This window comes from Pukyongiella litopenaei (assembly GCF_003008555.2).
Taxonomy (GTDB): domain Bacteria; phylum Pseudomonadota; class Alphaproteobacteria; order Rhodobacterales; family Rhodobacteraceae; genus Pukyongiella; species Pukyongiella litopenaei.
The window spans coordinates 3,330,694-3,355,338 of sequence record NZ_CP027665.1 but is presented as its reverse complement, the minus strand read 5'-3'; the positions used below and the strand labels follow the sequence as shown (position 1 = coordinate 3,355,338).

General features: G+C 66.7%; 25 protein-coding genes. 13 read left to right on the top strand and 12 right to left on the bottom strand.

All coding sequences use genetic code 11. The features are described from left to right. Positions 1–36: 36 nt before the first annotated feature. Together argS and C6Y53_RS16440 are read right to left on the bottom strand one after the other, a co-directional pair. Entirely contained in the window at positions 37–1,782 is a 1,746-nt protein-coding gene (gene argS / locus C6Y53_RS16445) for an arginine--tRNA ligase (RefSeq protein WP_106473435.1), read from the bottom strand. Positions 1,783–1,870: 88 nt separating this feature from the next. Further along, positions 1,871–3,013: a deoxyguanosinetriphosphate triphosphohydrolase gene (locus tag C6Y53_RS16440; protein ID WP_106473434.1), complete on the bottom strand. Its 1,143-nt coding sequence runs from the start codon at positions 3,011–3,013 to the stop codon at positions 1,871–1,873. 93 nt (positions 3,014–3,106) lie between these two features. Between C6Y53_RS16440 and C6Y53_RS16435 the strand changes: the two genes are divergently transcribed. Further along, complete coding sequence (locus tag C6Y53_RS16435) at positions 3,107–3,430, top strand: HesB/IscA family protein (RefSeq protein ID WP_106473433.1); 324 nt, start codon at positions 3,107–3,109, stop codon at positions 3,428–3,430. A 15-nt stretch (positions 3,431–3,445) separates the two neighbouring features. Here C6Y53_RS16435 and C6Y53_RS16430 read toward each other — a convergent pair whose 3' ends face one another. Then, on the bottom strand, positions 3,446–4,453 hold the full coding sequence (locus C6Y53_RS16430; RefSeq protein WP_149615544.1) for a M48 family metalloprotease: 1,008 nt from the start codon (positions 4,451–4,453) through the stop codon (positions 3,446–3,448). A 128-nt stretch (positions 4,454–4,581) separates the two neighbouring features. On the opposite strand from C6Y53_RS16430, the gene xth reads away from it, so the two are divergent. Beyond that, entirely contained in the window at positions 4,582–5,361 is a 780-nt protein-coding gene (gene xth, locus C6Y53_RS16425) for an exodeoxyribonuclease III (RefSeq protein WP_106473431.1), read from the top strand. A gap of 7 nt (positions 5,362–5,368) precedes the next feature. Here xth and C6Y53_RS16420 read toward each other — a convergent pair whose 3' ends face one another. Together C6Y53_RS16420 and dksA are read right to left on the bottom strand one after the other, a co-directional pair. Then, a complete protein-coding gene (locus tag C6Y53_RS16420; RefSeq protein WP_106473430.1) occupies positions 5,369–6,538 on the bottom strand; it encodes an FAD-dependent monooxygenase in 1,170 nt (389 codons plus the stop codon). An 87-nt stretch (positions 6,539–6,625) separates the two neighbouring features. Further along, entirely contained in the window at positions 6,626–7,048 is a 423-nt protein-coding gene (dksA, locus tag C6Y53_RS16415) for an RNA polymerase-binding protein DksA (RefSeq protein ID WP_106473429.1), read from the bottom strand. Between the two features lie 182 nt (positions 7,049–7,230). On the opposite strand from dksA, the gene C6Y53_RS16410 reads away from it, so the two are divergent. The 7 genes from C6Y53_RS16410 (at position 7,231) to C6Y53_RS16385 (ending at position 13,173) form a co-directional block, all read left to right on the top strand. Next, on the top strand, positions 7,231–8,070 hold the full coding sequence (locus tag C6Y53_RS16410) for an AAA family ATPase (protein WP_106473428.1): 840 nt from the start codon (positions 7,231–7,233) through the stop codon (positions 8,068–8,070). 85 nt (positions 8,071–8,155) lie between these two features. Beyond that, entirely contained in the window at positions 8,156–8,605 is a 450-nt protein-coding gene (locus C6Y53_RS16405) for a GNAT family N-acetyltransferase (protein ID WP_106473427.1), read from the top strand. Further along, positions 8,602–9,972 carry a DUF2927 domain-containing protein gene (locus C6Y53_RS16400; RefSeq protein WP_106473426.1) on the top strand — a complete coding sequence of 457 codons (1,371 nt, stop codon included), beginning with the start codon at positions 8,602–8,604 and terminating at the stop codon, positions 9,970–9,972. The genes C6Y53_RS16405 and C6Y53_RS16400 overlap by 4 nt, the downstream gene beginning before the upstream one ends. Before the next feature lie 16 nt (positions 9,973–9,988). Continuing rightward, positions 9,989–10,156: a hypothetical protein gene (locus tag C6Y53_RS21065; RefSeq protein ID WP_211299410.1), complete on the top strand. Its 168-nt coding sequence runs from the start codon at positions 9,989–9,991 to the stop codon at positions 10,154–10,156. A 4-nt stretch (positions 10,157–10,160) separates the two neighbouring features. Next, positions 10,161–11,345, top strand: a complete 1,185-nt coding sequence (locus C6Y53_RS16395) for a vWA domain-containing protein (RefSeq protein ID WP_106473425.1) — start codon at positions 10,161–10,163, stop codon at positions 11,343–11,345. A gap of 87 nt (positions 11,346–11,432) precedes the next feature. After that, a complete protein-coding gene (locus C6Y53_RS16390; protein WP_106473424.1) occupies positions 11,433–12,119 on the top strand; it encodes a M48 family metallopeptidase in 687 nt (228 codons plus the stop codon). Between the two features lie 70 nt (positions 12,120–12,189). Continuing rightward, the gene (locus tag C6Y53_RS16385) at positions 12,190–13,173 is read left to right on the top strand and encodes an LLM class flavin-dependent oxidoreductase (protein ID WP_106473423.1); all 984 of its coding nucleotides are present in this window, start codon (positions 12,190–12,192) and stop codon (positions 13,171–13,173) included. A 3-nt stretch (positions 13,174–13,176) separates the two neighbouring features. Here the strand turns inward: C6Y53_RS16385 and C6Y53_RS16380 are convergent, their stop codons facing one another. The 5 genes from C6Y53_RS16380 to C6Y53_RS16360 form a co-directional block, all read right to left on the bottom strand. After that, a complete protein-coding gene (locus C6Y53_RS16380) occupies positions 13,177–13,719 on the bottom strand; it encodes an RSP_2648 family PIN domain-containing protein (protein ID WP_106473422.1) in 543 nt (180 codons plus the stop codon). Continuing rightward, on the bottom strand, positions 13,716–14,918 hold the full coding sequence (locus C6Y53_RS16375) for an RSP_2647 family RNA methyltransferase (RefSeq protein ID WP_106474151.1): 1,203 nt from the start codon (positions 14,916–14,918) through the stop codon (positions 13,716–13,718). Before C6Y53_RS16375 ends, C6Y53_RS16380 begins: the two co-directional genes overlap by 4 nt. A 218-nt stretch (positions 14,919–15,136) precedes the next feature. Continuing rightward, entirely contained in the window at positions 15,137–15,409 is a 273-nt protein-coding gene (locus tag C6Y53_RS16370) for a hypothetical protein (RefSeq protein ID WP_106473421.1), read from the bottom strand. Next, positions 15,399–18,242, bottom strand: coding sequence for a bifunctional [glutamate--ammonia ligase]-adenylyl-L-tyrosine phosphorylase/[glutamate--ammonia-ligase] adenylyltransferase (locus C6Y53_RS16365; protein WP_106474150.1), 2,844 nt, complete (start codon positions 18,240–18,242; stop codon positions 15,399–15,401). The genes C6Y53_RS16370 and C6Y53_RS16365 overlap by 11 nt, the downstream gene beginning before the upstream one ends. 41 nt (positions 18,243–18,283) lie before the next feature. Next, positions 18,284–18,697, bottom strand: a complete 414-nt coding sequence (locus C6Y53_RS16360) for a nuclear transport factor 2 family protein (RefSeq protein WP_244614858.1) — start codon at positions 18,695–18,697, stop codon at positions 18,284–18,286. 32 nt (positions 18,698–18,729) lie between these two features. Between C6Y53_RS16360 and C6Y53_RS16355 the strand changes: the two genes are divergently transcribed. From C6Y53_RS16355 to C6Y53_RS16340, 4 genes are all read left to right on the top strand, one after another. Next, entirely contained in the window at positions 18,730–19,212 is a 483-nt protein-coding gene (locus C6Y53_RS16355; protein WP_106473419.1) for a YbaK/EbsC family protein, read from the top strand. A 111-nt stretch (positions 19,213–19,323) separates the two neighbouring features. Continuing rightward, complete coding sequence (locus C6Y53_RS16350) at positions 19,324–19,761, top strand: DUF2852 domain-containing protein (RefSeq protein WP_106473418.1); 438 nt, start codon at positions 19,324–19,326, stop codon at positions 19,759–19,761. Between the two features lie 138 nt (positions 19,762–19,899). Continuing rightward, positions 19,900–20,337 carry an RDD family protein gene (locus C6Y53_RS16345; RefSeq protein ID WP_106473417.1) on the top strand — a complete coding sequence of 146 codons (438 nt, stop codon included), beginning with the start codon at positions 19,900–19,902 and terminating at the stop codon, positions 20,335–20,337. Between the two features lie 69 nt (positions 20,338–20,406). Further along, positions 20,407–21,234 (top strand): arginyltransferase, encoded by an 828-nt coding sequence (locus tag C6Y53_RS16340; RefSeq protein ID WP_106473416.1) that lies wholly within the window; start codon positions 20,407–20,409, stop codon positions 21,232–21,234. A 77-nt stretch (positions 21,235–21,311) separates the two neighbouring features. Here C6Y53_RS16340 and C6Y53_RS16335 read toward each other — a convergent pair whose 3' ends face one another. Further along, on the bottom strand, positions 21,312–23,666 hold the full coding sequence (locus C6Y53_RS16335) for a TRAP transporter large permease (RefSeq protein WP_106473415.1): 2,355 nt from the start codon (positions 23,664–23,666) through the stop codon (positions 21,312–21,314). Between the two features lie 11 nt (positions 23,667–23,677). After that, on the bottom strand, positions 23,678–24,601 hold the full coding sequence (locus tag C6Y53_RS16330) for a TRAP transporter small permease subunit (protein ID WP_106473414.1): 924 nt from the start codon (positions 24,599–24,601) through the stop codon (positions 23,678–23,680). Between the last annotated feature and the right edge of the window lie 44 nt (positions 24,602–24,645).

Sequence of the window (24,645 nt, the reverse complement as noted above, 5' to 3'; positions counted from 1 at the left end):
TCTCTGCTGCCTCGAACCGGCGCGCTGGTGGGCTTGTTACCGCATCTCCTGCGCCGGTGTGACGCCAAGAATACCAAGACCTGAGGAAATAACAACGGAAACGGCACGCGCGAGGGCGAGTTTCGACCGGCTGGTGTCTTCGTCGCCATCCTGCAGGAACCTAAGCCCCGGCAGATCGTTGCCCCGGTTCCACAAGGCATGGAAATCGCCCGCGAGTTCATAGAGGTAGAACGCGATCCGGTGGGGTTCGTGGGTCCGCGCGGCGATCTCGACCTGGCGCGGCCATTCGGCCAGCTTCTTCGCCACGGCAAGCTCGGCCTCGTGATCCAGCCGCGACAGGTCTGCCCCGCCCAGCCGGGCGTCGCCGGCATCGAGACCGGCCTCGGCGGCGCGGCGCAGCAGGCTCATCACCCGCGCATGGGCGTATTGCACATAGAAGACCGGGTTCTCGCGGCTCTGTTCCAGCACCTTGTCGAAATCGAAATCCAGCGGCGCATCGTTCTTGCGGGTCAGCATCACAAACCGGGTCACGCCGGGGCCGACCTGGTCCACCACATCGCGCAGGGTGACGAAATTGCCTGCGCGCTTGGACATCTTGAACGGTTCGCCATTCTTCCACAGCTTCACCAGCTGGGTCAGCTTGATGTCCAGCGGCACCTTGCCGTCGCTCAGCGCCGACACCGCCGCCTTCATCCGCTTGACATAGCCGCCATGGTCGGCGCCGAACACGTCAATAAGCTCGTCGAAGCCCCTGAAAACCTTGTCGAAATGATAGGCAATGTCCGGCGCGAAATAGGTCCAGCTGCCATCGGATTTCTTCACCGGCCGATCCACGTCATCGCCGTGATCGGTGGACCGGAACAGGGTCTGTTCGCGGGGTTCCCAATCCTCGGGTTTCTTGCCCTTGGGCGGCTCCAACACGCCCTCGTAGATCAGCCCCTTGTCGTCCAGGCTGGCCAGCGCCGCCTCGATCCGCCCGGTGCCATAGAGCGATTTTTCCGAGAAGAACACGTCCATCTCGACGCCCAGCGCGGCGAGATCGGCGCGGATCAGGTCCATCATCGCCCCGGTGGCAAAGACACGCGCCTCGGCCAGCCAGACCTCTTCGGGCTGGTCCACCCAGGCATCGCCCACCTTGTCCTTGAGCGCCTGTCCCACCGGCACCAGATAGTCGCCGGGATAGGTGCCGTCTTCGAAGGCGACCTGGTGCCCATGCGCTTCGAGATAGCGCAGATAGACCGACCGGGCGAGCACATCGACCTGCGCCCCGCCGTCGTTGATGTAATATTCACGGGTCACGTCATGGCCCGCATAGGCCAGAAGGCTGGCCAGCGCGTCGCCGAACACCGCCCCCCGCGTGTGCCCCACATGCAACGGTCCGGTGGGGTTGGCGCTGACATATTCGACGTTGACGCGCCGCCCCTGCCCCATGTCCGACCGGCCAAAGCCGTCGCCCCGGGCCAGAACCGCACCGATCACGCCCTGCCAGACCGACGGGGCCAGCCGCAGGTTGAGAAACCCCGGCCCGGCCACGTCGGCGCTGTCGATGCGGTCATCCGCCGACAACTCCCGCGCCAGCGCGGCGGCGATGTCGCGCGGTTTCATGCCCGCGGGTTTCGCCAGCACCATCGCCGCGTTGGTCGCCATGTCGCCATGCGCGGCATCGCGCGGCGGTTCGACCGCCACATTGTCGAAGGCCAGCCCCCCGGGCAGCGCGCCTTCGGATTGCATCCGGCCCAGCGCGTCAATGACGAGGCCGCGGATTTCTGCAAAGAGGTTCATCACGTCGCTTTCCTTTGTCGACCCTGCGTTTAACATTCTCGCGAACATGGTCAACGCGGCTTGTGACCGACCGGACCGGCGCGGGCGGCTATGCCCCGCCCATCAGCCGGGCGTGTTCCTGCAGCGCGAAGCGGTCGGTCATGCCGGCGATGTAGTCCGACACGATCCGCGCCAGCGCGGTTTCATCCGCCACCGCGGCGATCTCGGCCTGCCACTGGCCCGGCAACAGTTCGGGCCGCGACAGGTAGAGCGGGAACAGGTCCTCGATCACCTGCGTGACCTCGGCCCGGATCTTCATCACCGAGGGCGCGCGATACATGCGCGTGAACAGGAACCCGCGGATTTCGCGCAGCCTGGCCAGCAGCGGATCGGAAAAGGCAATGACCGGACGGCCCAGCAGGCGCAGATCCTCGACGCTGCGCGCGCCCGACGCGTCGAGCTGCGCGCGCGAGGTGTCGATCACATCCGACACCATCACCCCGAACACCCGCCTCAGCGCCTCGTGCCGGCGGCGTGATCTGTCCAGCCCCGGATAGGCGGTGTCGACCGCGTCAAATGCGGCATCGACGATGGGCAGCGCCGCGATCTCGTCATCGGTGAACAGCCCGGCGCGCAACCCGTCATGCAGGTCGTGATTGTTGTAGGCGATGTCATCCGACAACGCCGCCACCTGCGCCTCGGGGCCGGCATGGCTGTGCAGTTCCAGGTCGAATGCCGCATTGCATTCGGCCAGCGCCCAGGGCAGGTCACCGGTGACCGGACCATTGTGCTTGGCGATGCCTTCGAGCGTTTCCCAGGTCAGGTTCAGGCCGTCGAACTCGGCATAATGCCGTTCCAGCGCGGTGACGATGCGGATCGCCTGCGCGTTGTGGTCGAACCCGCCATGGGGCACCATCAGCGCATGCAGCGCGTCCTCGCCGGTATGCCCGAACGGGGTGTGGCCCAGATCATGAGCCAGCGCCACCGCCTCGGTCAGTTCCGGGTTCAGGCCCAGCGCACCCGAAATGGTCCGCGCCACCTGCGCCACCTCGATCGAATGGGTCAGCCGGGTGCGGAACAGATCACCCTCGTGTTCGACGAAGACCTGCGTCTTGTGCTTGAGCCGCCGAAAGGCGCCGGCATGGATGATCCGGTCGCGGTCACGCTGGAAGCAGGATCTGAAGCTGCTTTCCTCTTCGGGCACCAGCCGCCCGCGGCTGCGCGCCGGATCGGTCGCAAATGATGCCTTCATGACCCGTCAATTCCTTGTCCCCGGTCCTCGCAATTTCTATATTGCAGGGCGCGGGGCTTTGAAACCGCGCATTGAACCAGCAAGGATCCCACGATGAACCTGCCGCCGAAAGTCACCGACCGCGCCTTTCAACGGCTGGCCGAGATCGGGGCCGCCGAACAGGGCCAGGCCCTGCGCGTCGCCGTCGAAGGCGGCGGCTGCTCGGGGTTTCAGTATGACATCGTGCTGGACGCACCGGGCGATGGGGACCTCGTGCTCGAGGGCAACGGGCAAAAGGTGGTGGTCGACCGGGTGTCGCTGCCGTTCCTCGAAAACGCGGTGATCGATTTCGCCGATGAACTGATCGGCGCCCGGTTCGTGATCGAGAACCCCAACGCCACGTCCTCTTGCGGCTGCGGCACGTCCTTTTCGATGTAGCGCATCCGGCAGCGGCTAATCCGCCGGACAGGCGCTGGGGAAGCGGCTGGCTGGATAGTCGCGGTCGAGCGACCGGGGCATCAGCGACAACATCCCGTCCTCGGCGATGCTGTCCGCGATCCCGTTCAACAGCCCGGCAACATCACGCACACGCTGCTGCGCCACCGGCCCGGCATCCGCCTCGGCATGGGAAAACGCCGCCGGGTCGTCCAGCATGTGCCGGGCGAGCGCACGGATGCGGGCGGCCGATACCGGGTGCGTGCCCGTTGCGGCAGCGCGGCCTTCGGGATCGCGCCACCAGGCCGCAAGATAGTAGATCAGCACGCCCATCGGCATCGTGCCCACCGAGGTGAAATGCCGGGTGGCGAAATCGTCGGCCGCGATCTCCTGCGCCTGGGATGCCGCCGCGGTCAGGCCCGCGCGATGCCGCAGCACCAGATGGCCGGTTTCATGCGCCAGGATGAACAGCAGGCCGGAGGAATAGAACCGGTCGGACAGGCTGTTGGTATAGGGATCGGCCAGCAGCGCATCGCGGTCGAGCGCAAAGGCCCGCAGCGGCGACGGCATCGCCCTGCCCTTGCGCAGCAGCGACCAGAGATAGGAATGCACATGGTCCTGGCTGCAACCTCGACCGTGGAACCAGGCGGTCAGGGTGGCGATGTCATCAAAGAAACGGATCGATTCCAGCGGCATGTAGATCGTTCCCGTGGCCGGGTCGGAAAAGAACGCCATCGGATGCGGGCCGCGTTCGGGAAACGCCAGGCTGATCCCATCGGCCAGCGGGCGCTGATCGCGCGGCATATGGGCGATGATGCCGTCCTGCAACGCGGCTCGGAGACTGGGGATCGCGCGATCGGCCACCCGTGCCATGTCTGCCGCCGAATAGAACTCGGCACCGGCCGGCGTTGCCAGCAGCACCGGCACCGCCAGCACCCGCAGCATGGCGCGGCAGGCTGACCGCACCCGGTGACCGGGCCCGGCAGGCGGCGACCCGCCGTTCCGGTTGTCGGCGTGATGAGGCATCCGTTGGTCCATTGCGTGTCTTTCGCGCTGGCTGCACGCATGATATCGCCGCAATGATAGCACATCGCCACGCAACGCGCCTGTCGTGGCCGTGCCGTGGCGGGCGAAACGGGCGGCCGGAGACGCAGATGAAGATTGCAACATTCAACATCAACGGCATCAAGGCCCGTGCGCAGGCGCTGCCCGCCTGGCTCGATGACGCGCAGCCCGACGTGGTCCTGCTGCAGGAAATCAAGTCGGTCGACGAGGCGTTCCCGCGCGATATCTTCGAGGATCGCGGATACAACGTGGAGACGCACGGCCAGAAGGGCTTCAACGGCGTCGCGATCCTGTCGAAACTGCCGCTTGAGGATGTGCGCCGCGGCCTGCCCGGCGACGACAGCGACGAACAGGCCCGCTGGATCGAGGCGACCGTGGTCGGCACGCGTGCGCTGCGGGTCTGCGGGCTCTACCTGCCCAACGGCAACCCGGCGCCGGGGCCGAAATACGATTACAAGCTGGCCTGGATGGAACGGCTGCGCCACCGCGCCCGCGATCTTCTGGCCAGCGAGGAACCGGCGCTGATGGCCGGCGACTACAACATCATCCCGCAACCCGAGGATGCCGCGCGCCCCGAGGCCTGGCACAAGGACGCGCTGTTTCTGCCGCAGAGCCGGGCGGCATATTGGCGGATCGTCAATCTCGGCTTTACCGATGCGTTCCGCGCCTGCCAGCCGGCGCCCGGACATTATTCGTTCTGGGATTACCAGGCCGGCGCATGGAACCGCAATGACGGGATCCGCATCGATCATCTCCTGCTGACCCCGCAGGCGGCGGACCTGCTCCGCGATTGCCGGATCGACGCCGAAATCCGGGGCTATGAAAAGCCTTCGGATCACGTTCCGGTCTGGATCGACCTGGATATCTGAACCGCGGTCAGGCGGTCACGTCGTGGCCGTAGATCCAGTTGAACTGATGCACCATCCGTCCCGGCGCGAGGGCCCCGCCCAGTTTCAGCGCCAGATGCGCCGCGCCCCGCACGGGCGCAGACCGCAGGTGGTATTTCCAGGCGTTTCCGCTGGCGGCGGCAACCACCCGGACCACCCGGTCGCGGCGGCGGGCCTGGTAGGCGGCCAGCCCCAGCTCCATCGTTCCGGCCCGTGACAGACTGTCAGCCAGCACCCAGGCATCCTCGAGCGCCATGTTCGCCCCCTGCGCCATGAACGGCAGCGTCGGATGCGCCGCATCGCCCAGGATCGCCAGCCGCCCCTCGTGCCAAAGCTCGGCAACCGGGTGCCGGAACAGCCCCCAGTGACCGACATCGTCGACGCGGCCCAGCAACTCGGCCGCCGGCCCGGAGAAATCGGCAAAGGCGGCCCGCAGGTTTTCCGGGTCGTCGCGGTGATGCCAGCCCTCGGCGACCCAGGAGGCGCGTTCTTCGACCGCGACGATATTGACCAGCGTTCCGCCGCGGAGCGGATAACTTACCAGGTGGCGCCCCGGCCCCATATGCACGGTGGCCTCGGCCGGCTGGCCCGGAGCGGCCGCCACCACCGCGCGCCAAGCCGCCTGGCCGGTAAAGAACAGATCGGTTGCGTTGCCGAGCGCCCCGCGCGCGCAGGAATGCACTCCATCCGCGCCCACCACGAGATCCGCCGTCATCGTCACGCCGCCGGGCAGGTGCACGACCGGGTCCGGCCCTGCCTCCACGCGCTGGACCTGCTGCAGCAGCCGGATCTCGACCCCAGCCTCGCGGGCCGCCCCCGCCAGCAGGTCGATGAGGTCGGCGCGATGCACGAAGTAATAGCCCTGGCCGGATGCCAGACGGGCCAGATCGAGCCGCAGCACCTCGCCCGTGCGGGCATAGTCCCGCAACACCACCGCGCGCGCGCGCACCGCATCCCGTGCCAGCGCGGCTTCGAGGCCGAGCGCGCGCAGCACCGCGACACCGTTGGGGCTGATCTGCAACCCGGCACCGACCTCGGAAATCTCGGGCGCCTGTTCCAGCACCGTCACATCGGCCCCGAAACGCCGCAGGCACAGGGCGGCGGCCAGGCCCGCGATCCCGCCACCCAGGACCAGAGTGCTTTGCCCGTCGAGTTTCATCCGGCCTCCTGAAAACGAAAGGCGCCGGGGCAGCATTGCCCGGCGCCTGTGTTTCGTGCCCCCTCACCGCATCGGCGCGGCGGCGCCTCAGTCGTCGCGATGCACCTTCTCGCGGCGCTCGTGGCGTTCCTGCGCCTCGAGGCTCATCGTCGCGATCGGGCGGGCGTCCAGGCGCTTCAGCGAAATGGGTTCGCCGGTCACGTCGCAATACCCGTATTCGCCTTCGTCGATCCGGCGCAGAGCGCTGTCGATCTTGGCGACCAGCTTGCGCTGGCGGTCGCGGGTGCGCAGTTCCAGCGCCCGGTCGGTTTCTTCGCTGGCGCGGTCTGCCACGTCCGGGATATTGCGGGTTCCGTCCTGCAGGCCTTCGATGGTGTCGCGGCTTCCCGCCAGAAGTTCCTGTTTCCAATTCAACAGCTTGCGCCGGAAATATTCAAGCTGTCGTTCGTTCATGAAAGGCTCATCTTCGGCCGGACGATAGTCATCCGGCAGAAAAACTTCCTGCTTCATCCTCACCCCCTCGGATCGGCCAATACTGACTGACAAATCTACTTCCTTAGACATTGGCTCCTTCTGCCGCTGCGTTTATCCGAGGGCTTTCGGATTGTCACTACACAAACGCGCACCGGCTGCGCTAAAAGCCCCGACAAGCGGCCACCGCTGCGACTACACAGGAAAAGGGTTGCTAAAACATGAAATTCGAAGGCACCAGGGAATATGTGGCCACCGAGGACCTGACCGTTGCGGTGAACGCGGCGGTGACGCTGGAACGTCCGCTGCTGGTCAAGGGCGAACCGGGTACGGGCAAGACCGAACTGGCCCGCCAGGTGGCCAGCGCGCTCGGGCTGCGGATGATCGAATGGAACATCAAGTCCACCACCCGCGCCCAGCAGGGCCTCTATGAATACGATGCGGTGTCGCGCCTGCGCGACAGCCAGCTGGGCGAGGAAAAGGTCCATGATGTCGGCAACTACATCAAGAAGGGCAAGCTGTGGCAGGCGTTCGAGGCCGACGAAAAGGTGGTGCTGCTGATCGACGAGATCGACAAGGCCGATATCGAGTTTCCCAACGACCTGCTGCAGGAACTCGACAAGATGGAGTTCCACGTCTACGAGACCGGCGAGACGATCCGCGCGGAACAGCGCCCGATCGTGATCATCACCTCGAACAACGAAAAGGAACTGCCCGACGCCTTCCTGCGCCGCTGTTTCTTTCACTACATCCGCTTTCCTGACGAACAGACGATGCGCAAGATCGTCGAGGTTCATCATCCGGGCATCAAGGAGGCGCTGCTGACCACGGCGCTGACCCAGTTCTACGAAATCCGCGACACCGCGGGGCTGAAGAAAAAGCCGTCGACCTCGGAGGTGCTGGACTGGCTGAAACTGCTGCTGGCCGAAGACCTGAGCCCCGAGGACATGAAGCGCGACGGCGCCAACGCGCTGCCGAAACTGCACGGGGCGCTGCTGAAAAACGAACAGGACGTGCACCTGTTCGAACGGCTCGCCTTCATGGCCCGCGCCCAGCGCTGAAACCGCGCCGCTTTCGCTTGACCTGACAGGGACGGCGGCGCAAAAGACGCTTGAGCCGCGCGCCGCCCTCTGTCACCTTCGGACCATGCCCACACCCGTTTCCATTCGCCCCCTGCGCACAGACGACCGCGCCGACTGGGCCGAAATGTGGTCCGGGTATCTCGATTTCTATGAAACCTCTGCACCGCCAGAGGTCTATGACAGCACATTCGCCCGGCTGCTGGGCGACGACCCGCAGGATTTCTCCTGCCTGCTGGCGGAAATCGACGGTCGCCCGGTGGGGCTGGTCCATTACCTGTTCCACCGCCACGCCTGGAAGATCGAGAATGTCTGTTACCTGCAGGATCTCTATGCCCGTCCCGACTGCCGCGGCACGGGCGTCGGCCGCGCCCTGATCGAAGCGGTCTATGCCGCCGCCGACGCGGCGGGCGCGCCGTCGGTCTACTGGCTGACGCAGGATTTCAACACCACCGCCCGGCGCCTTTACGACAATATCGGCACCTGCACCCCCTTCATCCGGTACCAGCGCCCATGATCCGCACCGCCGCCTCGTTTCTCGCCGCCCTGGCGCTGGCCGCCTGCACCGCCGTCCCTGCCCCGAACACCCCGACGCGGGCACGGCAGGCCGACAGCGACCTGCCGCCGGTCCGCAGTTTCACCCGGTCGCACCCGACACCGCCGCAGCGGTCGAACGCGAATATCGCCGCCGATTTCCTCAGCCTTCACTTCGAACTCGAGAGCGGCCGCCCGCTGCCGACATTCACCCGGTTCGAGACCCCGATCACCGTGCGGGTCACCGGCGCGCCGCCGCCCACGCTCGGCCCCGACCTCGCCCGGCTGCTGACGCGCCTGCGCAACGAGGCGGGGATCGACATCCGCCAGGTGCGCGAGGGCGACGCGAATATCACCATCGAAGCGGTCAGCCGCGAGCAGATCCGCCGCGCCCTGCCGCAAGCCGCCTGTTTCGTGGTGCCCAATGTCAGCTCGCTCGAGGATTTCCGGCGCCATCGCCGCGATCAGCGCACCAACTGGTCGCTGCTGACGACACGCACCCGGCTGGGCATCTTCCTGCCCAATGACGCCGCCCCCCAGGAGGTGCGCGACTGCCTGCACGAGGAGCTCGCCCAGGCGCTGGGTCCGCTGAACGATCTCTACCGGCTGCCGGATTCGGTGTTCAACGACGACAACGTGCACACGGTTCTGACCGGGTTCGACATGCTGATCCTGCGCGCCACCTACGCGCCCGAACTGTATTCGGGCATGTCCGCCTCCGAGGTTGCCGCCGAATTGCCCGACCTGCTGTCGCGGCTGAACCCGCATGGCGATTTCCTGCCCGTCGATCCGGTCTCCAGGACCCCGCGCAGCTGGATCAACAACGTGCAGACCACGCTGGGGCCGACCGCGTCGTTGGGCGCGCGCCGGACATCCGCCAACGCGGCGGTCCGCACGGCGGCCGAACTCGGCTGGCAGGACCACCGCCGCGCCTTCGGCCATTACATGCTGGGGCGGATCGCCCAGGCAACCGACCCGATCCAGGCGCAGCAGAATTTCGATGCCGCGCTGGCCTATCTCGACCGCACCCCCGGCGCCGACCTGCACCGCGCCTATATCGTCACCCAGACCGCCGCCCATGCGCTCGCCCGCGGCGATGCCGAAACCGCGCTGAAACAGATCCGCTCCAATATCGGCGTGGCCTATCGCGCCGAGAACGCCGCGCTGCTGTCCACGCTGATGATGCTCGAGGCCGAGGCGCTGGACCTGCAGGGTCAGGGCGCCAAGGCACGCACGGTCAGGCTGGACAGCCTCGGCTGGGCACGCTACGGCTTCGGCAGCGACTGGGCCGTCCGCGCAAAGATGCGGGAAATCGCTGCGCTCAACCCCAGGCGCCGAGCCGAAAGCTGACGGGAACCGCCGCACCATGATCGTGATCCTTGCCGTCCTCGCCGGCGCCGTTTCCGGCGCGCTGATCGCCCGCAGCCGCGGCGGCCGTGGGCTGGACATGGCCCAATACGCCGCCGGCTATGCCATCGCCTTTGGCATTCTCGGCCTGCTCGTCACCGTCCTGGTTCACCGCGCGGCACTGTAGGCGCATGTTCCTGCCCTTTTTCGAAAACCTGCGCAAAACCGGCATCCCGGTGTCCTTGCGCGAATTCCTCACCTTCCTCGAAGGGATGAAAAAGGGGCTCGCCACCTACGATATCGAAGCCTTCTACTATCTCGCACGCGCCGCGATGGTGAAGGACGAACGCAATATCGACAAGTTCGACCGCGCCTTTGCCGCCAGTTTCGAAGGGCTGGAACAGATCAGCCTGCAACAGGTGCTCGACGCGGTGGACGTGCCCGCCGACTGGCTGACGAAAATGGCCGAAAAACACCTCTCGGACGAGGAAAAGGCAGAGATCGAGGCGCTCGGCGGGTTCGAGAAACTGATGGAGACCCTGCGCGAACGGCTGGCCGAACAGCAGGGCCGCCACCAGGGCGGCAACAAATGGATCGGAACCGCGGGCACCTCGCCCTTCGGCGCCTATGGCTACAACCCCGAGGGCGTGCGCATCGGCCAGAAGGAAAGCCGCCACCGCCGCGCGGTCAAGGTCTGGGACAAGCGCGAGTTTCGCAATCTCGACGACACGGTCGAACTCGGCACCCGCAACATCAAGGTGGCGCTGAAACGGCTGCGCCGCTGGGCCCGCGAAGGCGCAACCGAGGAACTCGACCTCGACGGCACCATCCGCGCCACCGCCGAACATGGCTATCTCGACGTGAAAACCCGGCCCGAACGGCACAACGCGGTCAAGGTGGTGCTGTTTCTCGACGTGGGCGGCAGCATGGACCCGCATGTCAAGGTGGTGCAGGAACTGTTTTCCGCCGCCCGCGCCGAATTCAAGCACCTGGAATATTACTATTTTCACAACTGCCTCTACGAAGGCGTCTGGCGCGACAATCGCCGGCGCTGGGACGCGCAGACCCCGACCCACGAGGTGCTGCGCACCTATGGGCCCGACTACAAATGCATCTTCGTCGGCGATGCCTCGATGTCGCCTTATGAAATCGCCTATCCCGGCGGCGCCAACGAACACTGGAACGCCGAGGCCGGCCAGGTCTGGCTGGCCCGCGCCCGCGACCAGTGGACATCGAACCTGTGGATCAACCCGGTGCCCGAGAAATACTGGGACTACACCCATTCGATCCAGATGATCCGCGAGATCTTCGAGGACCGCATGGTGCCGATGACACTGGCCGGGCTGGAACGGGGCATGCGGGACCTGACCCGCTAGCGCCACCCCCCTTCCTCTTGCCGCAAATATCCCCGCCGGAGGCTCCCGCCGCTTGCCGCCCGCGCCGAACGGTCCCATATCTGTCCCATGCTCAAGGTGACGCCGATCCTGCTGGCGGTTCTCTACGCCGTCGCGCTCTACCGGATCTCGGTCTGGCGCACGCACCGGGATCTCGACGCCCGGTCGACCGAACTGGCCGACCCCCGCCTCAAGGCGATCACCGACCGGCTGGCCGCCGCGCTCGACCTCGCACGGATCCCGGTCTTCATCTACGAGATCGACCCGGTGAACGGGCTGGCCGCGCCGGACGGGCGCATCTTCATCACCCGCGGCTTCTATCGCAAGTTCCGCAACGGCGAGGTCACCGGCGAAGAGATGGCCAGCGTCATCGCCCATGAACTGGGCCATGTGGCACTGGGCCACGCCCGGCGGCGCATGATCGATTTTTCCGGCCAGAACGCGTTGCGGGCGGCGCTGGTCATGCTGCTGGGCCGCTTCATTCCCTTTGTCGGGGTCTGGATCGCCAACGCGCTGACCTCGCTGCTGGCCGCCCGCCTGTCCCGCGCCGACGAATACGAGGCGGACGAATACGCCGCCGCGCTGCTGACCCGCGCGGGCATCGGCATCGGCCCGCAGATTTCGCTGTTTCGCAAGCTCGACCAGCTGACGCAAAGCCGCGCGGGCATGGCGCCCGCCTGGCTGATGAGCCATCCCGGCACCACCGACCGCATCGCCGCGCTCGAGGCGCTGGAAAACCGCTGGAACACCCCGTGACGTCGCGGCGCCCCTTGCCGCCGGCCACCTCCCGAACCACATCGGGACAGGACCAGCCGCGGAGCCACACATGCTGTATTCCCTTCTCGACCTCGCCCCGGTGCCCGAGGGCCAAGACATCCGGCAGGCACTGCGAAACAGCACCGATCTGGCGCAGAAGGCCGAGGCCTGGGGGTATCACCGCTATTGGCTGGCCGAACATCACAACATGCCCGGCATCGCCAGCGCCGCCACCGCGGTCCTGATCGGGCATATCGCCAGCCACACCACCACCCTGCGTGTCGGCGCGGGCGGGATCATGCTGCCCAACCACGCGCCCTACATGGTGGCCGAAGCCTTCGGCACGCTGGCCTCGCTCTACGGCGACCGCATCGACCTCGGGCTGGGCCGCGCGCCCGGCACCGACATGGTGACCGCCCGCGCCCTGCGCCGGGGGCTGTCCCAGCAGGACAGCTTTCCGCAGGACGTGGTCGACCTGCTCGGGTTTTTCGCCCCGGCGGACCCTGCCGCGCGGGTGCGCGCCTTTCCCGGGCAGGGCACCAACGTGCCGGTCTGGATCCTGGGATCCAGCCTCTACGGCGCGCAACTGGCGGCGCAGCTGGGCCTGCCCTATGCCTTCGCCTCGCATTTCGCGCCCCAGGCGCTGGACCAGGCACTCGAGCATTATCGCCGCAGCTTCCGGCCCTCGGCCTTCCTGGCCGAACCGCATGCGATGATGGCGGTCAACATCTTTGCCGCCGAAACCGATGCCGGTGGCGCACGGCTCAGAACCACGATGCAGCTGGCCTTTGCCCGGTTGCGCAGCGGCATGCCCGGCAAACTGCCCGCCCCCGTCGATGATATCGCGGCCCATCTCGACCCCGCCCTGCTGGCGGGCGTGAACGAGGCGCTGCGGATCTCGGCGACCGGCAGCCGCGAGAGCGTGCGCGCACAACTGGCGGGCCTGATCGAACGCCACGCCCCGGACGAGGTCATCATCACCGGCCAGATCCACGACCACGCCGCCCGCCTGCGGTCGTTCGAGATCGCGGCCGAGATCCTGCGCGCCCTCTGAGGCTCAGTCCGCCAGCGCCTTGGCGAGCCTCGGCAGACGCGCCTTCTTCAGCAGCGCACGCATGGTCCAGACCTGACCCGACAGCCGGTTCGCCTCGGCGAGCACCGCCTCGCCCACGCCGCGCATCCCTTCGGCATCGGCGGTCCAGAACCCGAACAGCAACCCGTCGGGCCCGGTCCGTTCCAGCCCTTCCTCGGCAAGGACATGGCGCGGGAAATCCTTGCGGTTCAGCGTCACGATCATGTCCGCCGATGCCGCCACCGCCACCGCGAGCACATGCACATCCGCCGCGTCCGGCAGCCAGAGCCGCGCCTCGATCCCCGGTGCGGGGGGGTGTTCGGCGCCGGGCCAGCGCGCGCGCAGCAGCGCGATTTCGGCCTGTGCCTGCGCCGCTCCATCAGGCCCCAGCTTTTCCGCCGCCCGCGCCCATTCGCCCAGGATCCGCGCCGACCAGAGCGGCGTGAAATGGCCCCGTTCGGCCGCCCCCAGCAGCATCTCGCGCATCACCGTGGGATAGAGCACGCAGGTGTCCAGCACCGCCTTCATAGCCGGAAGAACAGCGCCTTGAGATAGCCGCTTTCGGCCAGATGCGGCAGTTGCGGATGGTCCGGCCCGGCAAACCCGGTATGGATCAGCTGCGCCGAGCGCCCCGCGCGCCCGATCCCGCGCGCGCAGGCGCCGTGGAACCGGGGCAGATCGGCCGCGTGGGAACAGGAACACAGGCCCAGGTAGCCCCCCGGCGCGACCAGCGGCGCGGCCAGCCGGGCCACCCGTTCATAGGCGCGCAACCCGGCCGTCAGCGCCTGTTTGCCGGGCGCAAAGGCGGGCGGGTCACAGATCACCAGATCGAACGCGGCCCCTTCGGCCCCCAGTGCTGCCAGCACGTCGAACGCATCGCCCTGCCGGGTGGTGAACCGGGTCGCGACGTCCCCCGCGTCGGCCCCTGCCTCGGCCAGCGCCAAGGCCGCGGCCGAGCCATCCACCGCCAGCGCCGATTGCGCACCATTGGCGAGCGCGGCCAGCGCAAAGCCGCCCACATGGGAAAACACGTCCAGCACCCGCGCATCCCGCGCCAGCCGCGCGGCAAAGGCATGGTTGGGGCGCTGATCGTAGAACAGCCCGGTTTTCTGCCCGCCGGTCAGGTCGGCCATGTAGGTGGCCCCGTTCATCGGCACCGGAACCGGCGCGTCGGGGGCCGCTCCCCGCAGCACCGCCGATACATCGTCCAGCCCCTCCAGCGCGCGGGCACGTCCGCCGGCATTCTTGAGAATGGTCGTCACGCCGGTCACGCGGGCCAGCGCATCCGCCAGCAGGTCCAGATGCAGCTCGGCCCAGGCGGCGTTGGGCTGGATCACCGCCACCGCGTCAAAACGGTCGATCACCACGCCCGGCAGCCCGTCCGCCTCGGCATGAATCAAACGGTAGAATGGCGCGTCAAACAGCCGTTCCCGCAGTGCCAGCGCGCGGGTGAGACGCGCGGCGAACCAGTCTTGGTCCACCACGGCGGCGCTGTCGCGGTCGATGATACGGGCCATGATCCTGGACCCGGGGTTGATCGCCGCCAGCCCCAGGTCGGTCTGCGCGGCATCCTGCAGCACCGCCAGCGTCCCCGGCGACAACGCCCTGGTTCGCCGGTCGGTGACCAGATCGCCGGCATAGGCCCATGGCGCCCCGTGGCGCAGGGCGCGGGCATTTGCCTTGGGTTTCAGGCGGACACGGGGGCGGTCAGGGAGCGGATCGTTCATCCGGGCGGCATAGCCGGTCGCGTCCGCATGGGAAAGGGGCAGAAGATGTCGGACATTCGGACCGGAACAGAAATACACTTGTCACAAAACACGAACATCATACCCGATCACTTGATACCAATGGATACGGTCCGAATGCCGACGCGGTGTATTTCGCCGACAATTGAGGCGAATTTTAGGCGGTTTGAAATCAAACTCGAAAAACCGGGGGCGCCGCGTCAGTTGCGCGGGCGCGACCGCCATCCGCCCCGGCGGCGCGGCATCGACATGCCGGTCAGCCCCTGCCGCAGGACATCGACCATGGGATGGTCGCCGGGTTTGTCGGCATGGCTTTGCAGCAACGCCCGGATCGCCGGTCCCGGTTCCTGCCCGTCGGGCAGGCTCAGCGCCCAGTCGAGAAATATCGACCGGCATTCGGCGGGGGTGATCCCGTCGATTCGGAACGCTTCGAGGATCAGACCCTTGGGATCGGTCTGCGGATCACCCTTCATCCCGTGTCTCCCGCTCCAGTGCCGCGCTGATGATGTCGTCGGCCCGTCCATAGGCCTGTTCCAGCATCCCGCGCAATGCCTCGATCGTCCCGGCCCCGGCGCTGCGGCACAGGAACGCGGTTCCCGCCTGCCCGATCTCGTCCGGGTCGACGGTCTGGTCGGTCAGCAGCCGCGCCGCGGCCTGCACCGACCAAAAGAGCGCATGCGCTGCGTCCAGCGCCCCGGCCTCGGCCTCCGACAGCCAGCCGACCGCCGCCGCACCGGCCAGCCCGCCGGCCACGTCGCGCGCGGCATTGCCCCGCAGCAACGCTCCGGCCTGGGCGGCCAGTTCGATATCCTGCATCCGCCCGGCCCCGGTCTTGACATCGAACACGCCGCCCGGCGACTTGGCCGCCGCGATCCGCGCCCGCATCCCGGCCGTCTCGCGCAGCACCCCGGCCCGGTCGAACGGACCGGACAGAACCTCGCGACGGAACGCCTCGATATCGTCGGCAAAACCGGGCGCAGCGGCGACCACGCGGGCGCGCGTCAATGCCAGGTGTTCCCAGACCCAGGCCTCTTCCTTCTGGTAGCGGCGGAAACTGTCCCAGCTGGTGGCCACCGGCCCCTGCGTTCCCGAGGGCCGCAGCCGCATGTCGACCTCGTAGAGCCTGCCCTCGGCCATCGGCGCGGTCAGCGCCGTGATCAGCGCCTGGGTCAGCCGCGCGTAATAGGTGCGCGCGGCCAGCGGGCGCGGCCCGTCGGACGCCTCCACCCCGCCGGCATCGTAGATCACGATCAGGTCGAGATCCGATCTCGCGTTGAGCTGCCCCGCCCCGAGCGAGCCCATCCCGAGCACGGCCGCGCCCCGGCCCGGCGGCTGGCCGTGACGGCGGGCGAACTCGGCCACGACGCGGGGCATCAGCGCGGCGATCGTGGCGGCGGCGAGGTCCGAGAACTGCGTGCCGGCGTCCTGCGCGTCGATCAGCCCCCGCAGGTGATGCACCCCGACCCGGAAATGCCATTCCTTCGCCCAGCCCCGCGCCGCGTCGAGCTGGTGTTCGTAGTCGTCCTCGGCATCGAGCCGCGCCGACAGCGATGCCCGCAGCGCCGCTTCGCCCGGCCAGGGGGCAAAGAAATCGCCGCCGATCACCGCGTCGAAAACCCCCGAATTGCGCGACAGGTAGGCTGCCAGCGCCGGCGAGGTGCCAGTGATATCGACCAGCAGGTCGATCAGCGTCGGCCGGGCCTTGAGCAGCGAAAAGAACTGCACCCCGGCGGGCAGGCCGGCGAGGAACCCGTCCAGCGCCAACAGCGCCTCCGCCGGTTTCGGGGTCTGCGCCAGCCGCCCCAGCAACTCGGGCTTCAGTTCCTCGAAAATCCGCGCCGCGCGCTGCGACCTCAGCGCCGGATAGGTCGGCCAGCGGGCCAGGACATCGGTATCGAACGCCGCGTCGTGCCGGGGCTGGTCGGCGGGGGCCGCCGCGCCCTTGTCGGGGGCAAAGAAGCCTTCGGTGAGGTCGTGCACCTCGGTCAGTCGCGCGGTCAGGTCACGGGCGAGCGTATCGGGATCCCGGTCCATCAGGCAGGCGATCCGGGCAAAGCCGTCATCGGTGGCGGGGATCTTGTGGGTCTGGGCGTCATGCACCATCTGGATGCGGTGTTCGACCTCGCGATGGGCGCGGTAGTGATCCGACAGCCGGGCGGCCACGTCCCGCGGGATCCAACCCGCCTCGGCCAGCGCCGCCAACCCGTCGACGGTGCCGCGCAGCCGCAGCGACCGGTCGCGCCCGCCCGCGATCAACTGGCGGGTCTGGGTAAAGAACTCGATCTCGCGAATACCGCCCCGGCCCAGTTTCATGTCATGGCCGCGCAGCACCAGCCGCCCACCGGTCCCCTTGTTCTCGCGAATGCGCAGGCGCATGTCATGGGCGTCCTGGATCGCGGCGAAATCCAGATGCTTGCGCCAGACGAACGGCCGCAGCGTGTCGAGAAAACCGGCGCCCGCCGCGAGGTCGCCCGCACAGGGCCGGGCCTTGATGAACGCGGCCCGTTCCCAGGCGCGGCCCAGGCTTTCGTAATACCGTTCGGCGGCCTCCATCGCGATGCAGACCGGCGTGACGGCGGGATCGGGCCGCAGGCGCAGGTCGGTGCGGAACACATAGCCGTCGGCGGTCTTGTCAGACAGGATCGCGCACATGTTGCGGGTGGCGCGGACCAGCCCCTGCCGGGCCTCCATATAGGCATCGGGATCATAGCGGGTTTCATCGAACAGGCAGATCAGGTCGATATCCGAGGAATAGTTCAGCTCATGCGCGCCCATCTTGCCCATGGCCATGACCACCAGCCCCGCCGCCGCTTCGACATCGTCGGGGCCCTGCCCCGGCAGCTTGCCACGCCGGATCAGCGCCGCGATCTCGGATTTCAGCGCCTGATCGCAGGCCAGCGCCGCGAAATCGGTCAGCGTCGCGGTCACCCGTTCCAGCGGCCATGCGCCGCCGAGATCGGCCAGCGCGGTCAGCAGCGCGATCCGCCTCTTGCCCTGCCGCAGACCGGCCTTCAGATCGCCCGGCGTCAGCGCCCGCGCATCGTGCAACACATCGGTCACCGCCCCGTCGGGATCGTCGAGCGCCGCCGGCAGCCAGCTGGCCTCGGTCTCGATCAGCGTCTTGAGATAGGGGCTCGACCCGCCGGCCCCGGCCACCAGTTCGGCCAGATCGCCCGACAGCGCGGGCACCGCTGCCCGGGTCTCGTCGCCCAGTTCGGCGTCGAACGGGCGCGGCAGCCGGGTCAGGGCGCTGGCCAGCGGGCCGGTGGCGGACGGCAAGGAGGCAGGCGGTTCGGGGGCAGGCATATCAGACATGGGCGGAGGATGCGCAGAGCGGCTGCGCGGGGTCAATGATCCCCGGCGCCCAGCGGGGTGTCCATGGAAAAGGAATTGATCCAGCCCTCGCCATCGCGGCGCCAGAGCGAGGCGACATACATCGCCTTTTCCCCGTCCCGCCCCGGTTCGCTGAAATACGCGCGATAGACCAGCAGCACATGCCCCTGCCCCGCGGGCAGCAGCCGTTCCTCGTCGAGCCGATAGCCGGTGATGACCGGCCCGTCATCCAGCGCGGCCATGTGGTCGTCGCGACCGGCATAGCCCGATGGATAGACGCCGAGGAAATCGCAGCTGAGCATCCGGCCATCGGCCTGCGGGTCGCCCGTCAGCATCGCCTCCCACACCGCGCGTTCCAGCGCCACGATATCGGCGATTGCGGGCGGGTCGGTTTCGGTCCATTCCTGCATGACCCGCAGTCTGGCCATGCCGGGCGCCCCGTCAAGACAGGAGAAGACCGATGAGCAAGAGCCTCAGGCGCGTCCGCGCGGCGCTGGATGCCGCGGGCGTCGACGCCGAGATCCGCGAAACGCCGCTGTCGCGCACGGCGGCCGAGGCGGCCGAGGCCGTTGGCTGCGCGGTGGACCAGATCGCCAAATCGATCATCTTTCGCGGTGAAACCAGCGGCGAGGCGATCCTGTTCCTCACCGCGGGCGGCAACCGCGTCGACCCGGACCGCGCCGCCATCGCCGCGGGCGAACCGCTGGGCAAGGCCGACGCGGCGCTGATCCGGGCCCAGACCGGATTTGCCATCGGCGGGGTCGCGCCGGTGGGACACACCAACCCGATCCGCGCCTATTTCGACCCGCGGCTTGCCGATTTCCCGACCGTGTGGGCCGCCGCCGGCACCCCGCACCATGTCTTTTCCACCGAACCGGATGTTCTGTTGCGCATTTCTGGCGCACAACCTTATGATTTCACTTCGCAATCGAAGATAATGTAAAAATAGTTCACATCTCCTCTTGCAAAATCCCCGGATGGTGCCGATCTTGTTCAATGTGAACGACATTCACATCGACGACCGCCACATAACACGATCTGGAGAACCTGCACGATGACCACCTTCACCGACACTGTCCCCGCCACGACCCAGCCCGGTGGCTGGTTCGCCCGCGCCGAGGCCTGGCTCGACAGCAAGGGCAAAGGCGCATGGATCGCAGCCATGGTGCTGGGCTTCATCTTCTTCTGGCCCGTGGGACTGGCTCTTCTCGCCTACATGATCTGGAGCAAACGCATGTTCGGAAAATCCTGCCGCCGCGCCTCCCGCCACGCGCGCCACGCCTATGCCGCATCGCGGCCAACCGGCAACAGCGCCTTTGATGCCTACAAGGCGGACACGCTGCGCCGGCTGGAAGAGGAACAGCGCAACTTCGAGGCCTTCCTCGAACGGCTGCGCGAAGCCAAGGACAAGGCCGAGTTCGATCAGTTCATGGAAGAGCGCGCCCGCGTCGCCCGCGACGAGACCGACAGCGAAGATCACGACCCGGCCTGATCCTGGCCTGAACCTGGCCTGATCCCCGCCACCACCTGACCCTGACCGGCCCGCCCCCCTTGGGCGGGCCGGTTTGCCCCTCCCGAATGTTCCGGTTACACCCGGTCACCTCGTTCCCTCAGTCACGGACCCCACCCGATGCCGCATCTGCCCGACCCCGAGTTCCAGCCGGATTTCTACGCCTCGGTGCCGCTGAAACGCCTGATTGCCTGGGTGTTCGATACCATCATCATTGTCGCGCTGAGCCTGATCGCGGTGCTGTTCACCGCCTTTGTCGGCGCCTTCTTCTGGCCCGTTCTCTACCTGGTGCTCGGCTTTGCCTATCGCGTCGTCACCATCGCCAGCGGTTCGGCGACCTGGGGGATGCGGTTTGCCGGGATCGAGTTCCGCAATGCCTATGGCGAACGGTTCGATCTCGGGCTCGCGCTGGCCCATACCGCCGGCTACAGCCTGTCCATCGCGCTGCCGGTGCTACAGGTCATCTCAATCGTGATGATGCTGACCGGCGCGCGCGGCCAGGGGCTGACCGACGCGTTTCTCGGCAGCGTGGCGATCAACCGGCGCGCGGTAACCTAGGCCGCACGCACGGGCTTGGCGCATGGTTGAGCCGTTGCTATCATCGCGTGAAACCATGATGGAACACCCATGCGCCATACGCTGCCGATCGCGCCGCAATTCTATGTCACGGCTCCGCAGCCCTGCCCCTATCTGGACGGGCGGATGGAGCGGAAGCTGTTTACCGCGCTGCATGGCGACAATGCCGACCGGCTGAACGATTCCCTGTCCCAACAGGGGTTTCGCCGGTCGCAGAACGTGCTCTACCGGCCCGCCTGCGCCGAATGTTCGGCCTGCATGTCGGCGCGGATCGATGTCAGCCGGTTCAGTCCGTCCAAAAGCCAGAAACGCACCCTGCGGCGCAATGCCGGGCTGCAGCGCCGCGCCACGTCGCCCTGGGCGACCGAGGAACAATACGACCTGTTCCGCCGCTATCTGGATGCCCGCCACGCCGATGGCGGCATGGCCGACATGGACATGTTCGAATTTGCCGCGATGATCGAGGAAACCCCGATCCGCAGCCGGGTGATCGAATATACCGATGGCGAAACCGGCGCGCTTGTCGGGGTCAGCCTGACCGATGTGCTCGATGACGGGCTGAGCATGGTCTATTCCTTCTTCGACCCGGACCGGCCGCAGGAATCCATGGGCACGCACATGATTCTCGACCATGTCGACATCGCCCGCGAAAACGCCCTGCCCTTCGTCTATCTCGGCTATTGGGTGCCGGGCAGCCGCAAGATGGGCTACAAGGCCAAGTTTTCGGGGCTGGACCTCTATCACGGCGGCGAATGGCACCCGATGACCTCGCCCGCAGATTATGTCGAGGCCCGCGATACCCATCCGTTGTCATCCGACCCGATCGCGGAACAGGTGGCCGGCATCCAGTTGCCCGACCGCCACCCGACCCGGGCCTGAACCGAACCGTCAGGATATCAACGCCGAGACATGAAAAGGGGGCCCGAGGCCCCCTTTGCCGGTTCTTACCGCCGCGATCAGTTGGGCATCAGCGCGGGAACGATGGTCACGATGGCCGGGAAATACCACAGGATTCCCAGCCCGATCACCTGGATGACCACGAAAGGCAGGATACCGCGATAGATATGACCGGTCGTGACTTCCTTGGGGGCGACCCCGCGCAGATAGAACAGCGCGAACCCGAATGGCGGCGTCAGGAAACTGGTCTGCAGGTTCACCGCCACCATGATCGTGACCCATTTCGGATCGAACGACCCGCCATAGATCACCGGCCCGACGATCGGGATCACGATGTAGATGATCTCGAGGAAATCCAGCACGAAGCCGAGCACGAACAACACCAGCATCACGATCAGGAACACCGTGAATTCGTTGTCGAAGCTCTTGAGGAACTGCTGGATGTAATGTTCCCCGCCAAACGAGATCACCACCAGGTTCAGCAGCTGCGACCCGATCAGGATGGTGAACACCATCGAGGTCACCTTGGCGGTTTCGCGAACCACCGGCGTCAGCACCCCGGTCGAGAACAGCACCCAGCATCCGAACAGCAGCCCGAACAGCGCATAGAGATAGGCGCCATAGGCCAGCAGGAAGGCGATCCAGCTTTCGGCGCCGACACTTTCGCGGTTGATGCGCAGGTCGAAATTGATGCCGATCAGGATGCAGATGATGATCGCGTAGGTGGACCAGATGATGACCCTGCCCGTGCGGCCTTCGTCATGGAGCTTGCGGTAGGCCGCGAGCATGATCGCCCCGCCCGCCCCCAGCGCAGCGGCCGGTGTCGGATTGGTGATGCCGCCCAGGATCGAGCCGAGCACCGCCACGATCAGGACCAGCGGCGGGAACACGACGCGGATCAGTTCGTTCTGCGCCAGCCGCGACGCCGCCGCGCCGCATCCGTAGAGCGCCAGTGCGAACGGCAATGCCAACAGCAGGAAGGTCGCGCCCGAAGACGAGACCGGCGAGATCAGGAACAGGTCCACCAGCGCGACGAGGATCAACCCGACCGCCCCCAGCATCAGCGGCCGGGGTTCGCTGGATGGCGAGATCCCCCGCCCCATGATCAGCACCAGGCCGAGGATGACGATCAGCACGGCAACGCCGGTTCCGATCGGGGCGGCGCCGGCGATCTTGGCCAGGCGGGTTGCTTCCAGTTCCTCCTCGGTCAGTTTCTGGCTCGCCGCGGCGCCGCCGGCCGCGTCGATCCTGGCCTGTTCGGAGACCGCCGTATCCCATTTCTCCTGCCCATGCAGGTCGATCATCGAGGCCTTGCATTCCTCGCTGACATTGGTGCGCAGGCTGGCGCCTTCACCCAGGTCGGAAAAGGCGGATACCGTGATATCCTGCGAGCCGATGACATTCACGTTGACCAGCAGCACCGCCCCCACGATCAGCGCCAGCGGCGCCGCCAGCAGCCATGTCAGGGCCTCGGACCGGGTGATCGGCTCCTGGCTGGTCGACCCCATTTCCACCGCCGGGGCATGTTCGGGATTGAGCAGCGCATAGCCGAACGCATAAAGCGCATAGAGCAGCGCCAGCAGGATGCCGGGCAGCAGCGCCGCCTGGAACAGCGTGCCCACCGACACCACCGCCGGTTCCCCCAGATAGGTCAGCGCGTCCGAACAGCCCGCGGCGACGGCGCGGCTTTCCTGCGCGGTGGAATAGAGATCGCCCGCGAGCGTGCCCAGCAGCACGATCACGATCGAGGGCGGAATGATCTGCCCCAGCGTGCCCGAGGCCGCGATCACGCCGGTGGCCAGTTCCGGCGAATAATTGTTCCGCAGCATCGTCGGCAGCGCCAGCAGCCCCATCGTCACCACGGTTGCGCCGACGATACCGGTCGAGGCCGCCAGGAACGCCCCCACCACCACGATCGACACGGCCAGGCCGCCGGGCAGCGGCCCGAACACGCGGGCCATGGTGGTCAGCAGGTCGTTGGCGATCTTGGACCGTTCCAGCGCGATGCCCATCATCACGAACATCACCACCGCCAGCAGCGTTTCGATCGACTGGCCCGCCAGAACCCGTTCGTTCATGCGGTTCACGATGAAGGACACGTTGCGGTCCAGCGCGGTTTCCCAGCCCTGCGCAAAGACCGGCACAGCGGATCTCGGCAGATCCGGGTATCGGAATATCGACACCGCATCCGGCTTGACCCCCGTCGCGACCAGATCGCGATAGGCCTGGCTGCCGGTGTCTATGGCCTGGTGGATCAGCAGGCCGGCGCTGTCCAGCGCGGCGATGATCCCGAAAGAGATGATGCCCGCGCCGCCGATGGCGAACGCCACCGGAAAACCGCTCAGGATTCCCCCGAAAAGGCAGAAAAATACGATGATCAGGCCGATCTCGACGCCATCAAGTCCGAATAGCATGACCGGCTCCCTTAGTGATGTTCTTCGATTGCATGAACAATCTCGGCCTCCTCGTCGCCGAGATCATCCCTGTCGAGATGTTTGTGTTCGCTGTCCGGGCCTTCGACCAGTTCCAGGAAGGACCGGTAGAAAAAGGCGACAGCGTGGATGAAGATCATGGCGGCAAAGCTAACCAGCAGGATCTTGAACAGGAAATAGGCGTCGAACCCGTTCGGGCTGAACCCGATGGTTTCCACGTTCCAGCGCAACGCCCGCGATTTCGTCAGCAGCTTGTCCAGCGTGTCGCTCGCCGACGGTTTCGGCACCACCAGATGCCGCCACAAGAAATACCAGCCATACATCCAGATCAGTACCGCCGTCGGCATCATGAAGATGACCGCGCCGAACATGTCGATCACGCGTTTGGCGCGGAAACCCACCGCCGAATAGATCAGGTCCACACGGACATGGCTGCCCTGCACGAATGTATAGGTGGCGCAGAGCGTGACGATGATCGCGTTTTCCAGCTTCAGCATCTCGGCCCACCACGACACGTCGCGGGTCACCGTCTTGCCCAGCCCCATCGAGATTTCGGAGGCGGCGAAGATGCGCTGCATGAAGATAATGACGATCTGCTGCAGCACCATCAGCAGCCCGGCCCAGGCCATCAGCCGCCCGACGCTGTTGGCGAAACCTTCCATCACGATCACGCAGGACCACATGAAATTGCGCCAGATGAGGCCGATCAGCGTCACGATCAGCACCAGCATCAGGATGACAAAGAACAGTTCGGTCGATCCGCCGTAATAGATGAAGCGCATCAGCGCCTGCTTGTCCTCGGGACTCGACAGCCCGTCGAGCCAGCTCAGCCACAGCCCCGGATTGGCCAGCGCGTGGAACAGATTGGCAAAGGACTGTCCGAGGTTCGAGAAGAACCAGGCAATGCCGTCCAGCATATCATTCCCCTTGTTGGTTCGGTGTCACCCGAGGCGACCCGTGT

What these genes read in the sequence shown, in the direction of transcription:
- argS (WP_106473435.1), bottom strand. Translation starts at nt 1,782, where the DNA reads ATGAACCTCTTTGCAGAAATCCGCGGCCTCGTCATTGACGCGCTGGGC.
- C6Y53_RS16440 (WP_106473434.1), bottom strand. Translation starts at nt 3,013, where the DNA reads ATGAAGGCATCATTTGCGACCGATCCGGCGCGCAGCCGCGGGCGGCTG.
- C6Y53_RS16435 (WP_106473433.1), top strand. Translation starts at nt 3,107, where the DNA reads ATGAACCTGCCGCCGAAAGTCACCGACCGCGCCTTTCAACGGCTGGCC.
- C6Y53_RS16430 (WP_149615544.1), bottom strand. Translation starts at nt 4,453, where the DNA reads ATGCCTCATCACGCCGACAACCGGAACGGCGGGTCGCCGCCTGCCGGG.
- xth (WP_106473431.1), top strand. Translation starts at nt 4,582, where the DNA reads ATGAAGATTGCAACATTCAACATCAACGGCATCAAGGCCCGTGCGCAG.
- C6Y53_RS16420 (WP_106473430.1), bottom strand. Translation starts at nt 6,538, where the DNA reads ATGAAACTCGACGGGCAAAGCACTCTGGTCCTGGGTGGCGGGATCGCG.
- dksA (WP_106473429.1), bottom strand. Translation starts at nt 7,048, where the DNA reads ATGAAGCAGGAAGTTTTTCTGCCGGATGACTATCGTCCGGCCGAAGAT.
- C6Y53_RS16410 (WP_106473428.1), top strand. Translation starts at nt 7,231, where the DNA reads ATGAAATTCGAAGGCACCAGGGAATATGTGGCCACCGAGGACCTGACC.
- C6Y53_RS16405 (WP_106473427.1), top strand. Translation starts at nt 8,156, where the DNA reads ATGCCCACACCCGTTTCCATTCGCCCCCTGCGCACAGACGACCGCGCC.
- C6Y53_RS16400 (WP_106473426.1), top strand. Translation starts at nt 8,602, where the DNA reads ATGATCCGCACCGCCGCCTCGTTTCTCGCCGCCCTGGCGCTGGCCGCC.
- C6Y53_RS21065 (WP_211299410.1), top strand. Translation starts at nt 9,989, where the DNA reads ATGATCGTGATCCTTGCCGTCCTCGCCGGCGCCGTTTCCGGCGCGCTG.
- C6Y53_RS16395 (WP_106473425.1), top strand. Translation starts at nt 10,161, where the DNA reads ATGTTCCTGCCCTTTTTCGAAAACCTGCGCAAAACCGGCATCCCGGTG.
- C6Y53_RS16390 (WP_106473424.1), top strand. Translation starts at nt 11,433, where the DNA reads ATGCTCAAGGTGACGCCGATCCTGCTGGCGGTTCTCTACGCCGTCGCG.
- C6Y53_RS16385 (WP_106473423.1), top strand. Translation starts at nt 12,190, where the DNA reads ATGCTGTATTCCCTTCTCGACCTCGCCCCGGTGCCCGAGGGCCAAGAC.
- C6Y53_RS16380 (WP_106473422.1), bottom strand. Translation starts at nt 13,719, where the DNA reads ATGAAGGCGGTGCTGGACACCTGCGTGCTCTATCCCACGGTGATGCGC.
- C6Y53_RS16375 (WP_106474151.1), bottom strand. Translation starts at nt 14,918, where the DNA reads ATGAACGATCCGCTCCCTGACCGCCCCCGTGTCCGCCTGAAACCCAAG.
- C6Y53_RS16370 (WP_106473421.1), bottom strand. Translation starts at nt 15,409, where the DNA reads ATGAAGGGTGATCCGCAGACCGATCCCAAGGGTCTGATCCTCGAAGCG.
- C6Y53_RS16365 (WP_106474150.1), bottom strand. Translation starts at nt 18,242, where the DNA reads ATGCCTGCCCCCGAACCGCCTGCCTCCTTGCCGTCCGCCACCGGCCCG.
- C6Y53_RS16360 (WP_244614858.1), bottom strand. Translation starts at nt 18,697, where the DNA reads ATGGCCAGACTGCGGGTCATGCAGGAATGGACCGAAACCGACCCGCCC.
- C6Y53_RS16355 (WP_106473419.1), top strand. Translation starts at nt 18,730, where the DNA reads ATGAGCAAGAGCCTCAGGCGCGTCCGCGCGGCGCTGGATGCCGCGGGC.
- C6Y53_RS16350 (WP_106473418.1), top strand. Translation starts at nt 19,324, where the DNA reads ATGACCACCTTCACCGACACTGTCCCCGCCACGACCCAGCCCGGTGGC.
- C6Y53_RS16345 (WP_106473417.1), top strand. Translation starts at nt 19,900, where the DNA reads ATGCCGCATCTGCCCGACCCCGAGTTCCAGCCGGATTTCTACGCCTCG.
- C6Y53_RS16340 (WP_106473416.1), top strand. Translation starts at nt 20,407, where the DNA reads ATGCGCCATACGCTGCCGATCGCGCCGCAATTCTATGTCACGGCTCCG.
- C6Y53_RS16335 (WP_106473415.1), bottom strand. Translation starts at nt 23,666, where the DNA reads ATGCTATTCGGACTTGATGGCGTCGAGATCGGCCTGATCATCGTATTT.
- C6Y53_RS16330 (WP_106473414.1), bottom strand. Translation starts at nt 24,601, where the DNA reads ATGCTGGACGGCATTGCCTGGTTCTTCTCGAACCTCGGACAGTCCTTT.